We start from the raw sequence: 13928 nt of genomic DNA on the forward strand, positions 1-13928 counted from the left end.
AACACCAGACAGAACACCGTGCCACGGGAACATCGGGGCACTTCAGGGCGTTTTAGCCCGTACAGGGAGGCGGCATGACAGAGACGGCGAGCGGTCCGGCACGGAGTTCCCGCGCCAAGGGCACCAAGGCGACCAAGGGACTGCGTATCGAGCGCATCCACACCACCCCCGGCGTGCACCCGTACGACGAGGTCCAGTGGGAGCGTCGTGACGTCGTCATGACCAACTGGCGCGACGGCTCTGTGAACTTCGAGCAGCGCGGCGTCGAGTTCCCCGACTTCTGGTCGGTGAACGCGGTCAACATCGTCACCAGCAAGTACTTCCGCGGTGCCGTCGGCACCCCGCAGCGCGAGACCGGCCTCAAGCAGCTGATCGACCGCATCGTGAAGACGTACCGGAAGGCCGGCGAGGACTACAAGTACTTCGCCTCGCCCGCCGACGCCGAGATCTTCGAGCACGAGCTGGCGTACGCGCTCCTGCACCAGATCTTCAGCTTCAACAGCCCTGTGTGGTTCAACGTCGGTACGCCCCAGCCGCAGCAGGTGTCCGCGTGCTTCATCCTGGCCGTCGACGACTCCATGGAGTCGATCCTCGACTGGTACAAGGAAGAGGGCATGATCTTCAAGGGCGGCTCCGGCGCCGGCCTGAACCTCTCCCGGATCCGCTCCTCCAAGGAGCTGCTGTCCTCCGGCGGCAACGCCTCGGGGCCGGTCTCCTTCATGCGCGGTGCCGACGCCTCCGCAGGAACGATCAAGTCCGGTGGCGCCACGCGGCGTGCCGCGAAGATGGTCATCCTCGACGTCGACCACCCCGACATCGAGGACTTCATCGAGACCAAGGTGAAGGAAGAGGAGAAGATCCGCGCCCTGCGTGACGCGGGCTTCGACATGGACCTGGGCGGCGACGACATCACGTCCGTCCAGTACCAGAACGCCAACAACTCGGTCCGTGTGAACGACACGTTCATGAAGGCCGTCGAGACGGGCGGCAAGTTCGGCCTGACGTCCCGCATGACCGGCGAGGTCATCGAAGAGGTCGACGCCAAGACGCTCTTCCGCAAGATGGCCGAGGCGGCCTGGGCGTGTGCCGACCCGGGCATCCAGTACGACGACACCATCAACCACTGGCACACCTGCCCGGAGTCCGGCCGTATCAACGGCTCGAACCCCTGCAGCGAGTACATGCACCTGGACAACACGTCCTGCAACCTCGCCTCGCTGAACCTGATGAAGTTCCTCAAGGACGACGGCAAGGGCCACCAGTCCTTCGACGTCGAGCGCTTCGCGAAGGTCGTCGAGCTCGTCATCACCGCGATGGACATCTCCATCTGCTTCGCGGACTTCCCGACGCAGAAGATCGGTGAGAACACGCGCGCGTTCCGCCAGCTCGGCATCGGCTACGCCAACCTCGGCGCCCTGCTGATGGCGACCGGCCACGCCTACGACTCGGACGGCGGCCGCGCCCTCGCCGGTTCCATCACCTCCCTGATGACCGGCACGTCGTACAAGCGTTCCGCTGAACTCGCCGCGGTAGTCGGCCCGTACGACGGCTACGCCCGCAACGCGCAGCCGCACCTGCGGGTCATGAAGCAGCACGCCGACGAGAACACCAAGGCCGTCCGCATGGACGACCTGGACACGCCGATCTGGGCCGCCGCCACGGAGGCCTGGCAGGACGTGCTGCGTCTCGGTGAGAAGAACGGTTTCCGTAACTCCCAGGCGTCCGTCATCGCCCCGACCGGCACCATCGGTCTCGCGATGTCCTGCGACACCACCGGCCTTGAGCCCGACCTCGCCCTGGTCAAGTTCAAGAAGCTGGTCGGCGGCGGCTCGATGCAGATCGTCAACGGCACCGTCCCGCAGGCCCTGCGCCGCCTGGGCTACCAGGAGGAGCAGATCGAGGCGATCGTCGCCCACATCGCCGAGCACGGCAATGTCGTCGACGCCCCCGGCCTCAAGCACGAGCACTACGAGGTCTTCGACTGCGCCATGGGCGAGCGTTCCATCTCCGCGATGGGCCACGTCCGCATGATGGCCGCCATCCAGCCCTGGATCTCCGGCGCGCTCTCCAAGACGGTCAACATGCCGGAGTCGGCGACCGTCGAGGAGGTCGAGGAGATCTACTTCGAGGCCTGGAAGATGGGCGTCAAGGCGCTCGCCATCTACCGCGACAACTGCAAGGTCGGCCAGCCCCTCTCCGCCAAGACCAAGGAGAAGGAGAAGGCCGAGGTCACCGCCAAGGCCGAGGCGACCATCCGCGAGACGGTCGAGAAGGTCGTCGAGTACCGCCCGGTCCGCAAGCGCCTCCCCAAGGGCCGTCCCGGCATCACGACCTCCTTCACGGTCGGCGGCGCCGAGGGCTACATGACCGCCAACTCCTACCCGGACGACGGTCTCGGCGAGGTCTTCCTGAAGATGTCGAAGCAGGGCTCGACCCTCGCGGGCATGATGGACGCCTTCTCCATCGCGGTCTCCGTGGGCCTTCAGTACGGCGTGCCGCTGGAGACGTACGTCTCCAAGTTCACCAACATGCGCTTCGAGCCGGCCGGTATGACGGACGACCCGGACGTGCGGATGGCGCAGTCGATCGTCGACTACATCTTCCGCCGCCTGGCGCTCGACTTCCTGCCCTTCGAGACGCGCTCCGCGCTCGGCATCCACTCCGCCGAGGAGCGTCAGCGCCACCTGGAGACCGGTTCGTACGAGCAGTCCATCGACGATGACGAGGTCGACGTCGAGGGCCTGGCCCAGTCGGCGCCGCGCGCCCAGGAGCTGAAGGCCGTCGCCACCCCGAAGGCCGAGGTCGAGGCGGCCAAGCCCGCCCCGAAGCAGGCCCACACCAGCGCCGAGCTGGTGGAGATGCAGCTGGGCATCCAGGCCGACGCCCCGCTCTGCTTCTCCTGCGGTACGAAGATGCAGCGGGCCGGTTCCTGCTACATCTGCGAGGGCTGCGGCTCGACGAGCGGTTGCAGCTGAACGTGAGCGCCGTCGAGGCGTGAACTGACAGTGGGGAGCCGGCGGCATGCCGGCTCCCCACTGTGCTGTCAGGAGGAACGTCGGCGAGGGCCGTGAGCGGTCAGGGCTTGTGGACCTTGCCCATGGCCGCCGTGAACGTCGACGGGTCGCCCTCGAAGCCGTGCGTGCCCGGATGGAACTCCCACGTCCCGGAGCCGTCCCGCACGAACTCCGCGACCGTCGCCGCCGTGGCACCGAGGATCTCGCCGAAGTTCTCCTCGGCCAGGACGGTGTATCCCTCGCGGATCCGCAGCCCGGGGTTGACCACACCGACGAACGTCCGCTCCTCGGAACGCTGCTGGATGACGGCGCCGACGACCACGCGCGCGTAGCGGCTGTCGAGCCGGTCGAGCTCCAGCGTCATGACCTCGTCCCAGCCGAAGCCCTTGCCGTCCTTGCTGTCCCGATTGAGCGTGATGGTGCCGTCGGGGGAGCGGCTGTCGAAGTGCACCACATAGGCGGGATCACCATACGGATCCGCCTGCAGATAGGTCGCGGCCACGATGTCCAGATCGGTGGGCGCGCTGCCCACCGGGCTCGGGTCCCACTTCAGCGAGACCTCGACCTTGCGGATCCCCTTGTTGAGGGCGTTCACCAGGATTCCCCTTCCCCGTGTTCCACGGTCCGAACTGCCAAGCAGTCAGAGCCGGTTGTCCATCCTGCCACGCGCGCGTGGCGCTCGCGGGAGAGATCTCCGTCGGAGCGTGACCGGCGCCACGCTGGGTGGCCTTACGATGGCGCGGTGCTGGTCAAGTGGATTCGCTGCACCGTGGTGGACCGCCGCGGGTTCGAGCGGGGGCAGCGGAAATGGGCGGGGCTTCTGGGGGAGCCGGGGTTTCGGGGACAGGGCGGAGGCTGGAGCCGGGGACGGCCCGGAGTGGCGCACATCTTCTCTTTCTGGGAGAGCCGTTCCTTCTACGACTCCTTCATGGCCCGCTCCCACGACCGGCTGGCCTCCTCCCAGTCCGGCACGTTCAAGGACGCGCAGGTCAAGCTGTTCGACTACCGCTTCGACGTGAAGACCGGCTTCGAACCGCGCTTCACGGACACCGACCTGGTGCGGGTCGCCCACTGCCGTGTCCACGAGGAGCGTGCCGAGCACTTCACGCTGATGCAGGAGAAGGTCTGGAACCCCGCGATGGCGGGCTCACCCGGCATGATCCGCGGCCTGTTCGGCGAGGCCCCGGGCCACGAGTTCCTGGTGCTGTCGATGTGGCAGTCCGCCGCCGAACACGGCAAGTACCGCACGGAGCGCATCGAGCGGCTCGCCCTGCGGGCCCAGACAGAAGCGGACGTGGCCTCACTGACGGGCGACATCGTGGAGCTGGAACCGAGCTGGACCGTTTGAAATCCGGACTCGCTGGCCGTGGGGACGCCCCTCATCAGCTGCTTCCGACCCGTGATTCGTGTGTCTGGCGAGGCCCATGGTGCAGGAAATGTGTGACCTACGCCGTATGGAGGCCGTACGGGTGCTCGATGGGCCGTCACCCGATCTAGGGTTTTGGCATGGCACGACCACGGCGCATCGTCCTTGTCCGGCACGGCGAGTCAACGGGCAATGTTGATGACACCGTGTATGAACGCGAGCCCGACCACGCACTGGCGCTGACGGAGCGTGGCTGGCAGCAGGCGAAGGAGACCGGCAAACGGCTGCGCGAGATCTTCGGCCGCGAGCGGATCAGCGTGTACGTCTCCCCCTACCGCCGCACCCACGAGACCTTCCGCGCCTTCCACCTCGACCCTGAGCTGGTACGCGTGCGCGAGGAGCCCCGGCTGCGCGAGCAGGACTGGGGGAACTGGCAGGACCGCGACGATGTACGCCTGCAGAAGGCCTACCGCGACGCGTACGGCCACTTCTTCTACCGGTTCGCCCAGGGCGAGTCCGGAGCCGATGTGTACGACCGGGTCGGCGGCTTCCTGGAGAGCCTGTTCCGCAGCTTCGAGGCGCCCGACCACCCGCCGAACGTCCTGCTGGTGACCCACGGCCTCGCCATGCGCCTGTTCTGCATGCGCTGGTTCCACTGGTCCGTCGCGGAATTCGAGTCGCTGTCGAACCCCGGGAACGCGGAGATGCGGATGCTCGTTCTCGGGGACGACGGAAAGTACGCCCTGGACAGGCCTTTCGAGCAATGGCGTGACCCGGAGCCGTACGGGATCACCGGATAGAGTGGCAGAGCGATGACCGCTGACTCCTCACCCGACGGGCGCCTCGACCGCGCCCTGTCCAGCCTGCGCGGACTCGCGGTGGGGGACGCGCTGGGCTCACAGTTCTTCGTACCGGTGAACTACCCGCTGCTGAAGCGCCGCGAGCTGCCGTCCGAACCCTGGCAGTGGACGGACGACACCGAGATGGCCTGTTCCGTGGTGGCCGTCCTGGCCGCCCACCACCGGATCGACCAGGACGCACTGGCCCACTCCTTCGCCCACCACCACGACTTCGACCGCGGATACGGCCCTGCCGTCAACCGCTTGCTGCGCCTGGTCCGCGAGGGCGGCGACTGGCGTGAGCTCGCCGCCGCGCTCTTCAACGGGCAGGGGTCCTGGGGCAACGGCGCCGCGATGCGGATCGCGCCTCTGGGGGCCTGGTACGCGGACGACCCGGAGCAGGCGATCCACCAGGCAGAGATCTCGGCCTACCCGACGCACCAGCACCGCGAGGCCGTGGTGGGTGCCATGGCGGTTGCCGCTGCCGCCTCGCTGGCCGCCGCCCCCGGCGGTCCGCCCAGTCCCGAGGCGCTCCTCGACGGCGTCATCGCCCTCGTCCCGAAGAGTGCGGTCGGAGCCGGCCTGCGCCGTGCCCGGGACATGCTCGACTACGCCGACGCGAGCACCGTCGCCGCCGTACTGGGCTGTGGACGGCGTACTACGGCCCACGACACGGTCCCCTTCGCCCTCTGGTCCGCCGCCCGGTCCCTAGGGGACTACGAAGAGGCGTTCTGGTCGACGGCCCAGGTAGGCGGCGACGTGGACACCACCTGCGCCATCGTGGGCGGAGTGATCTCCTCCGGGAAGGCCGGGACGCCGCCCGCCGAGTGGGTGGAACGGACCGAGGCCTTTCCGGAGTGGCTTACGTTCTCCGCCTGAGAACTCCCCTCTGCACCGCCCGCCGGAAACTCTCTGTGCATGTCGGGAACTCTGCGTGACCGTGTGCTCGTTGTCGTGACATTCGCCGTGTGACTCATGAGGGCACATACGCAGATGGCGACGCAGGCAGATGGCGTACGCGGGGCGCAGGGAGTGGCAGGGGGTGGTCATGCGGTTCATGTCGATGCTGGTGGTCCTGCTGGCCGCGGCGGCCACTGCGGCCGTAGCGGCCGGAGTGCGGATGGCCGGGCCGTCGTCCTCGCCGTCGGCCCCCAGGACAAGGTCCGGCCATCCGCGGCCCAGCACAGGGCCGTGTGCCTCAGCCGATGCCGGGGCCCGCCGTGCCCGCGAGCGCCTCCAGGTCGCTCTTGCGGACCCGGATGACGAACCAGGCGGTTGCCAGGGCGAGTACGGCCATCGAGGCCGCGGCGACGAAGCCCGTCGAGATGCCCTGAGTGAGCACCTCGTGCCCCCACGGCGCGGGCAGCTCATGGGTCTTGGCGAACTCCGCCTTCTGCTCCGGCGTGGCGTCGGCCATGAACTGCGGCAGCTGCTTCTCCGCCTCGTCCTTGCTGGCCGAGCCGAACACCGTCGTCAGAATGGACAGACCGAGCGACCCACCCACCTGCTGCGTGGCGTTGAGCAGCCCGGATGCCGCACCCGCCTCGTGCTGGGCGACTCCGGAGACGGCGGTGATCGTCAGCGTGACGAAGTTCAGGCCCATGCCGAAGCCGAAGACCAGCATCGGACCGAGCACGCCGCCGGCGTACGAGCTGTCGGAACTGATGAGGGTCTGCCAGAACAGCCCGATCACCGAGAGGGCCGAGCCGATGATCATGAACGGCTTGGGGCCGAACACGGGCAGGAACCGTTGGGACAGGCCTGCGCCGAGGGCGATGACGACCGTCACCGGAAGGAAGGCGAGGCCTGCCTCGATCGGCGTGTACCCGAGCACGTTCTGCACGAAGAGCACGATGTAGAAGAACATGCCGAACATCGCCGCGGCCAGGCTCAGCATGATCACGTACGTGCCCGAGCGGTTGCGGTCGGCGAACATCCGCAGCGGAGTGATCGGCTCCTTCGCCCGGGTCTCGATGAACGCGAAGGCCAGCAGGAGGACGACCGCGGCTCCGAAGGACCCGATGGCCAGACTGTCCCGCCAGCCCTCGTCGGCCGCGCGGATGAAGCCGTAGACGAGGGATGCCATGCCCGCCGTCGAGGTCAGCGCGCCGGCGATGTCGAAGCGGCCGGTGTGTCGTTCGGACTCGCTGATGTACAACGGGGTCAGGACGGCGATCAAAATACCGATCGGCACATTGACGAACAGCACCCAGCGCCAGTCGAGCCACTCGGTGAGCATGCCGCCCGCGAGCAGCCCGATCGCGCCACCGCCCGCGGAGACCGCGGCGAAGACTCCGAAGGCCCGGTTCCGTTCCGGGCCTTCGGGGAACGTGGTGGTGATGAGGGCGAGCGAGGTGGGCGACGCGATCGCGCCTCCCACGCCCTGCAGAACGCGCGCGGCCAGCAACTGCCAGGGCTCCTGAGCGAGTCCGCCGAGCAGCGAGGCGAAGGTGAAGAGCAGGATGCCGGCGGTGAAGACCCGCCGCCGGCCAAGGATGTCCCCGGCCCGGCCGCCCAGGAGCAGCAGCCCGCCGAAAGTCAGGGTGTACGCGCTGACGACCCAGGTGAGGTCGGTGGTGCTGAATTTGAGAGCGTCTTGAATGTGCGGGAGCGCGATGTTCACAATCGTCGCGTCGAGTACCACCATGAGTTGGCAGGCCGCGATGACGGTGAGCGCGATGCCGGGGTGTCCCTCCCGGCGGGCCGCACCTGGCTTCTGATCCTTGATCAATTGAGAGGTTGTCACTATGGGTCCCCCATAAGTGCGTTAGTGAACGCTCGCGTTCACTGTCGCGTCAACCGTAGTGAGTCCCGCATAGTGAACGCAAGCGTTCACTTAAGTTCGTTGTGTGTGGCGTATCCCCCCTTCGTCGCCGCGCACTGTCCCTCTGTCCCCGGAATCCCCGCTTCCCTTGCTCGTTGGAGAGACTCAGATGGTTACCTCGCGCTGGACGGCCGCCCCCGCTCAGGCGGCCTCCTACCGTCGGCGCGGCGCCGTGCTCGAACGCGCGATCCTCGACGCCGCGCTGGAACAACTGAGCACGGTCGGCTGGAACGGCCTCACGATGGAGGGTGTCGCCGCTGGTGCCCAGACCGGCAAGGCCGCGGTCTATCGCCGTTGGCCGTCCAAGGAGGATCTCGTCGCGGACGCCTTGCAGTCCGGACTGCCGACCATCGAGACGGCACCCGATCTGGGCAGCGTGCGCGAGGATCTCCTGGAGCTGTGCCGGCAGGCGCGCGAGGCGATGTTCTCGCGCCCCGGGTTCGCGCTCCGGGCAGTGATTCACGAATGCGATCCCCTGCAGGCGGAGCGCTTCCATAGCGTGATCTTCGACGGTGTCGTCGAGCCGATGATCAGGTTGCTCCGTGAGGTCATCACCCGTGGGATCGAGCGGAAGGAGGTGCGCGCCGACGCAGCGAACGGCTATGTCTTCGACGCCATCCCGGCGATGATGATGTACCGGTCCAAGATGCGCGGGAGCGAATGGGGGGATCGGGATCTCGAGGAGATGATCGACCAGTTGATGGTTCCGCTGCTGCGGACGGGCACCTGCTGAACCCGGGGCATGCCGGTCGGGATGCGGCTCGGTGAACCAGGGTGTCGCCGGGTGATCCAGGCGGCGTAGGCTAAGGGCGCCATGCCGTACGAACCACCCACCCACACCGTCGAGCGCTCACTGCGCGCCACGACCGGGGCGAAGATCATTGCCGGTGTCGACGAGGTGGGGCGCGGCGCCTGGGCCGGCCCCGTCACCGTCTGCGCGGCCGTCACCGGACTGCGTCGACCCCCCGAAGGCCTCACCGACTCCAAGCTGCTCACCGTCAAACGGCGTGTGGTGCTGGACGAGGAACTCCGGAAGTGGGTGACGTCGTACGCCCTGGGGCATGCCTCTCCGGAGGAGATCGACGAGCTGGGCATGACGGCTGCCCTGCGGCTGGCGGCGGTCCGCGCCCTGGAGACCCTGCCGGTGCGTCCCGACGCAGTGATCCTCGACGGTAAACACGACTATCTCGGGGTTCCCTGGAAGGTCCGTACGGTGATCAAGGGTGACCAGTCGTGCATCGCGGTCGCGGCGGCTTCGGTGATCGCCAAGGTTCACCGCGACAAAATGATGGCCGAACTGGGTATCGACCATGCAGACTTCGGTTTTGCGGACAATGCCGGGTATCCGTCGCCCGTGCACAAGGCCGCGCTGGAGGGGCGGGGACCCACCCCGTACCACCGGATGTCGTGGGCGTATCTTGATGCGCTGCCCCAGTGGCGGCACCTCAAGAAGGTCCGCGCCTGGGCGGACGGACGCGTACCGGAGATCGAGGGCCAGCTCGGATTCGATTTCTGACCGTTCCGCTCGCACTCATGTGCCACCCGCCGACGCGAGCCGCACCAACGTTTGATAAAAGTCAGCCATGCCTCTCATTCCCGAGGAGCCTCAGATTCACGAGAGTGCCCAGGGTCCCCGCGCCACTTCGGCCAGTGGCCGTACCGCGCCGACCCCCCGTCCCGTACCCGGCCCCCGGCCTGCGGCGCATCCGCGTCCCGGTCGTCCCGGCCCCGTCCGGCCCACGCCTCCGGTGCAGCGCGCGCCGCATGACGTGGCCCCCAAGCCAGGACCGTCGGGTCCGGCCGCCCACACCGCCGCCGCTCCGGCTCCGGCATCCCCGCAGATCCAGCTGATCCCGGCCTCCGCCGAAGGCGCGCTCGACGCCGCCGAGGAAGCCGTGGACCTGCTGCTGGAGTCGGGACGTGCCCCCGGCGAGGTGCTGGTGATCACCACCGGAGAACAGCACCCGTGGGCCGCCCACGAACTGTCCTTCGGCGAAGCCTCCTACTGGGCTCAGCACGACGCCGGTGACGACGTCTTCTACACCGACGCCGCCGCCGTGAGCCGTGCCGCCGCACGACCCGTGGTCGTCGTCGCGGTCAACGGCGGCCCGGCTTCCGCTGCCGCCACCGCGCTGCCCCTGGCCCACGGCCGGGCCGGTGCCCTGCTGATCGTCTGCGGTGACCCGCAGCAGATCAACTCGGTGCTGGGCACGGGCGTCTGAGCCCGTTCCGGCACGTCCGGGGGGACGCGGGGGTGACGAAGGTGCCGCTGTGGCGGCACCTGCACGGTGGGGGGTTTGCCGTGTGCGGACGACCGGGGGTCGACCCGTACGCGCCTGCCCTCACCTCGGCGCGCTCCACCACGGTGGGGAGGTCCGCCGCGGGCGCGCCGCCGGTCCGGACGGTGAGGGCCGCGCGATGAGCGGGCCTTGAGCCCTCTCGTCCGCGCCCGTCTCACCCCGTACCCCTGTGCCGCACGAAGCGGTCGTGCCGTGGGTCGGAGAGATCCGCGCGCCCTCTGGGCCGGACCGCTGCGCCGGTTCGGGTGCGGAGTGCTGGCCCGGCATTTGAATCGGATGGATTTCAGCCGGGCTCTGCCCCGAAGGATTCGTCAGCGGGCCGCCGCGCGCCGCAGGACCTCCGAGGCGGCACCGCCGGTCCGCGGCAGCGGGGGCGGTGCCTCCGACAGGCCGAAGGGCTCCGGCGACGAGTCGGTGTTGGGGCGACGCCCGCCCCGGCCCTCGCCGAGCACCTGCCAGCCGTCACGTGTCAGCGTGATGTACGCGCCGCAGCGCAGCCCGTGCAGCGTGCAGGCGTCCCGCAGGCCCCACATCCACGCGCCGTCCTCCTCCGTCCAGCGCGCGTCGCCGTCACGGCAGTAGAGCAGCACGGCGGTGCGCACCGGGGTACGGCGGCGCAGGTCGTGCGGGATGACCCGGCGCAGCTGGGAGAGCAACGCATTGCGGAACATCCAGCCGTCGGCCGGGGCCGGGCGGCGGCTGAACGACGCGCTCGCGCGCACCCGTTCGTCCGGATCGAGCACGGCCACAATCGCGGCCCCCGGCTTCGGGCGGTGCCGGGAGTGCAGTCCGCTGACGACCTCACGGGGGTTGCGCAGCAGGGGGATTCCGGCTGCGGCCCACTCGGCGGGTTCCAGCATGCGGGTCAGCGGGTTGGTGGATGCGGCGGACAGGTCGGCAGAAGTCGACGTGGATGCCGCGGAGGACGGAGCGAATCCGAAGGTCACGGTCCTCCCTTCGGCTACGCGCCCACACTGCGGGCGGGGTCGGATTCGGGGGAGCGCGCACCGCAGCAGAGCCCTACCGGACCACGGAGAAGCCGTGCGGGGAGCGGAGCTCAATTCTTCCTGTCGAACTTGGTTGCGGCAACGAGCAATTGGGGCCACCGACCGATATCTGATGGTGTGTGGTTTATATCCTTACCCGTTGAAGCACCTTGTGACGCCTGGGGCGTCCACGCATGTCAGGGAGGGACGCGCGACCGAAGTGCGGGGCGTACCGAGGCGGCGGAATGGTGCCCGAGGCGGTGCCCCGGCACCACGACTCGCTGTCACTAACCCTGTACGGCCAGCACCAGCGGCAACACCCCCTGGGCACCGGCTCGTCGGAGCATCCGGGCTGTCACCGCGAGGGTCCATCCCGTCTCGGTGAAGTCGTCCACGAGCAGGACGGGGCCCCCGGCCTCGGCCAGAGCGGAGGAGAGGGCGGGCGGCACGACGAGGGCTCCGTCGAGTGCCTTGAGGCGCTGGGCGCTGTTGCTCCGGGAGAGCGGAGGCGCCTCGCCCGTGTACTCCACCGAGCCCAGCAGTGGCAGCCGGCCGACCTGAGCGATGTGCGCACCGAGGGACTCGATCAGCCGGGGCCGGGTGCGCGAGGGGACGGTGACGACACCGACGGGCCGCGCCTGGGCGTCCGCCGTCCCAGCGGCCCAGCCGCCAGGGCCCCTGGCCCAGTCGGCCAGTACGCCGACGACAGCCTTGGCCACGTCGTCCGGCACCGGACCGTCCGGGGCGTGGGGGGCGAACATCGGCCGCAGCCGGTTTCCCCAGCCGATGTCGGACAGGCGACCCAACGCCCGGCCCGGCGCGGCCTGTTCACCGGCCGGAATACGGCCCTTCAGCTCGACTCCGATCGCCGGCAGCCCGGTCGGCCACATACGGCGTGGTTCCACCTCGACGCCCGCCCGGCCCAGGTCGACGCGTGCGGCATCCACGGCCGCCGTAGACGTGTCCGCGGCGAAACGCGCGCCCGCACAGTTGTCGCAGCGGCCGCAGGGCTTGGCGCCCTCGTCGTCCAACTGGCGCTGCAGGAACTCCATCCGGCAGCCCGTCGTCGACGCGTACTCGCGCATCGCCTGCTGCTCGGCCTTGCGCTGCCGGGCCACCCAGTCGTACCGCCCGGCGTCGTACGTCCATGGTTCACCGGTCGCGATCCAGCCGCCCTTCACCCGCCGGACCGCCCCGTCCACGTCGAGCACCTTGAGCATGGTCTCCAGCCGGGAGCGGCGCAGTTCCACCAGCGGTTCCAGCGCGGGCAGCGACACGGGCCGGTCGGCGCGCGCGAGGACGTCGAGCGTGCGGCGTACGAGTTCCTCCGGGGGAAAGGCGAGCGAGGCGAAGTACTCCCAGATCGCCTCGTCCTCCTTGCCCGGCAGAAGGAGCACCTCTGCGTGCTCGACGCCGCGCCCGGCACGTCCCACCTGCTGGTAGTAGGCGATCGGGGAGGAGGGCGAGCCCAGGTGCACCACGAATCCGAGGTCGGGCTTGTCGAACCCCATGCCCAGGGCCGAAGTGGCGACCAGCGCCTTGACCCGGTTGGCCAGCAGGTCGTCCTCGGCCTGCTGGCGGTCGGCGTTCTCCGTCTTGCCCGTGTACGAGGCGACGGTGTGGCCCCGCTGGCGGAGGAAGGCCGTCACCTCCTCGGCAGCGGCGACGGTCAGCGTGTAGATGATGCCGGAGCCCGGCAATCGGTCGAGGTGGTCGGCCAGCCAGGCCATCCGGTGTGCGGCGTCCGGCAGCGGCAGCACGGCCAGGCTCAGGCTCTCCCGGTCCAACGGGCCGCGCAGGACCAGGGCGTCCGAGGTGCCGCCGGTACCCAGCTGCTCGGCCACGTCGGCGGTCACGCGCGCGTTGGCGGTGGCGGTCGTCGCGAGCACCGGGACCCGCGGCGGGAGGTCGGCGAGCATGGTGCGCAGCCGTCGGTAGTCCGGGCGGAAGTCATGGCCCCAGTCGGAGATGCAGTGGGCCTCGTCCACCACGAGGAGCCCGGTCGCGGCGGCCAGCTTGGGCAGCACCTGGTCGCGGAAGTCCGGGTTGTTGAGCCGCTCGGGGCTGACCAGCAGGACGTCGACCTCGCCGGCCGCGATCTCGGCCTGCACCGTGTCCCACTCCTCCGTGTTGGAGGAGTTGATGGTCCGGGCGTGGATGCCGGCCCGGGCCGCCGCGTCCACCTGGTTACGCATCAGCGCGAGCAGCGGAGAGACGATCACGGTGGGTCCGCTGCCTCGGGCACGTAGTAGCGAGGTCGCCACGAAGTACACCGCGGACTTGCCCCAGCCGGTGCGCTGGACGACAAGGGCCCGCCGTCTGTCGGCCACCAGCGCCTCGATCGCCCGCCACTGGTCCTCGCGCAGCCGGGCAGTGCCCGTGGCGTCCCCGACGAGACGGGCGAGGACGGCGTCGGCGTCCGCCCGGAGATCCGCGTTGCTCGTGTGCTCCATGCGTCCATACAACAGGACGGCACTGACAATCCGGGCCCGGCGGGCTCGGGACGGGTGCGGCGGGCCGGGGCAGGGGGCCTGGGGTGGCAGGCCCGGGACAGGGGTGGCGCGAGGGGGTGCGGCGGTTCCGGCAGCTGGTGCGAGCG

11 protein-coding genes are annotated in these 13928 nt (G+C 69.3%); 7 read left to right on the forward strand and 4 right to left on the reverse strand.

Going from position 1 to position 13928, the window contains the following annotated elements; all coding sequences use genetic code 11:
- The first annotated feature begins 74 nt into the window (after window positions 1-74).
- A complete protein-coding gene (locus PH203_RS05210) occupies window positions 75-2975 on the forward strand; it encodes a vitamin B12-dependent ribonucleotide reductase (protein WP_289916773.1) in 2901 nt (966 codons plus the stop codon).
- Window positions 2976-3075: 100 nt separating this feature from the next.
- Here PH203_RS05210 and PH203_RS05215 read toward each other — a convergent pair whose 3' ends face one another.
- Window positions 3076-3609, reverse strand: coding sequence for a TerD family protein (locus PH203_RS05215; RefSeq protein ID WP_289916775.1), 534 nt, complete (start codon window positions 3607-3609; stop codon window positions 3076-3078).
- A 147-nt stretch (window positions 3610-3756) separates the two neighbouring features.
- Between PH203_RS05215 and PH203_RS05220 the strand changes: the two genes are divergently transcribed.
- The 3 genes from PH203_RS05220 (at window position 3757) to PH203_RS05230 (ending at window position 6098) form a co-directional block, all read left to right on the forward strand.
- Complete coding sequence (locus PH203_RS05220) at window positions 3757-4362, forward strand: YdbC family protein (protein ID WP_289916777.1); 606 nt, start codon at window positions 3757-3759, stop codon at window positions 4360-4362.
- A gap of 158 nt (window positions 4363-4520) precedes the next feature.
- On the forward strand, window positions 4521-5180 hold the full coding sequence (locus tag PH203_RS05225; protein ID WP_289916778.1) for a histidine phosphatase family protein: 660 nt from the start codon (window positions 4521-4523) through the stop codon (window positions 5178-5180).
- A 12-nt stretch (window positions 5181-5192) separates the two neighbouring features.
- Complete coding sequence (locus PH203_RS05230; protein WP_289916781.1) at window positions 5193-6098, forward strand: ADP-ribosylglycohydrolase family protein; 906 nt, start codon at window positions 5193-5195, stop codon at window positions 6096-6098.
- A gap of 319 nt (window positions 6099-6417) precedes the next feature.
- On the opposite strand, the gene PH203_RS05235 is transcribed toward PH203_RS05230, so the two are convergent.
- Complete coding sequence (locus PH203_RS05235) at window positions 6418-7965, reverse strand: MFS transporter (protein ID WP_289916784.1); 1548 nt, start codon at window positions 7963-7965, stop codon at window positions 6418-6420.
- A gap of 187 nt (window positions 7966-8152) precedes the next feature.
- Here PH203_RS05235 and PH203_RS05240 point away from each other — a divergent pair, with 187 nt between their 5' ends.
- The 3 genes from PH203_RS05240 (at window position 8153) to PH203_RS05250 (ending at window position 10265) form a co-directional block, all read left to right on the forward strand.
- Window positions 8153-8776 (forward strand): TetR/AcrR family transcriptional regulator, encoded by a 624-nt coding sequence (locus tag PH203_RS05240; RefSeq protein ID WP_289916786.1) that lies wholly within the window; start codon window positions 8153-8155, stop codon window positions 8774-8776.
- Window positions 8777-8857: 81 nt separating this feature from the next.
- Window positions 8858-9559 (forward strand): ribonuclease HII, encoded by a 702-nt coding sequence (locus tag PH203_RS05245; protein ID WP_289916791.1) that lies wholly within the window; start codon window positions 8858-8860, stop codon window positions 9557-9559.
- A gap of 67 nt (window positions 9560-9626) precedes the next feature.
- The gene (locus tag PH203_RS05250) at window positions 9627-10265 is read left to right on the forward strand and encodes a hypothetical protein (RefSeq protein WP_289916793.1); all 639 of its coding nucleotides are present in this window, start codon (window positions 9627-9629) and stop codon (window positions 10263-10265) included.
- 389 nt (window positions 10266-10654) lie between these two features.
- Here PH203_RS05250 and PH203_RS05255 read toward each other — a convergent pair whose 3' ends face one another.
- Both PH203_RS05255 and PH203_RS05260 read right to left on the reverse strand, forming a co-directional pair.
- Window positions 10655-11290, reverse strand: a complete 636-nt coding sequence (locus tag PH203_RS05255; protein ID WP_289916795.1) for a hypothetical protein — start codon at window positions 11288-11290, stop codon at window positions 10655-10657.
- Between the two features lie 326 nt (window positions 11291-11616).
- The gene (locus tag PH203_RS05260; RefSeq protein WP_289916797.1) at window positions 11617-13782 is read right to left on the reverse strand and encodes a RecQ family ATP-dependent DNA helicase; all 2166 of its coding nucleotides are present in this window, start codon (window positions 13780-13782) and stop codon (window positions 11617-11619) included.
- Window positions 13783-13928 lie beyond the last annotated feature (146 nt).

The organism is Streptomyces sp. S.PB5 (assembly GCF_030403745.1).
GTDB lineage: Bacteria > Actinomycetota > Actinomycetes > Streptomycetales > Streptomycetaceae > Streptomyces.

Bases quoted from the DNA above. Each gene is read 5' to 3' on its own strand.
- PH203_RS05210 (WP_289916773.1), top strand. From the start codon at position 75: ATGACAGAGACGGCGAGCGGTCCGGCACGGAGTTCCCGCGCCAAGGGC.
- PH203_RS05225 (WP_289916778.1), top strand. From the start codon at position 4,521: ATGGCACGACCACGGCGCATCGTCCTTGTCCGGCACGGCGAGTCAACG.
- PH203_RS05230 (WP_289916781.1), top strand. From the start codon at position 5,193: ATGACCGCTGACTCCTCACCCGACGGGCGCCTCGACCGCGCCCTGTCC.
- PH203_RS05240 (WP_289916786.1), top strand. From the start codon at position 8,153: ATGGTTACCTCGCGCTGGACGGCCGCCCCCGCTCAGGCGGCCTCCTAC.
- PH203_RS05245 (WP_289916791.1), top strand. From the start codon at position 8,858: ATGCCGTACGAACCACCCACCCACACCGTCGAGCGCTCACTGCGCGCC.
- PH203_RS05250 (WP_289916793.1), top strand. From the start codon at position 9,627: ATGCCTCTCATTCCCGAGGAGCCTCAGATTCACGAGAGTGCCCAGGGT.
- PH203_RS05260 (WP_289916797.1), bottom strand. From the start codon at position 13,782: ATGGAGCACACGAGCAACGCGGATCTCCGGGCGGACGCCGACGCCGTC.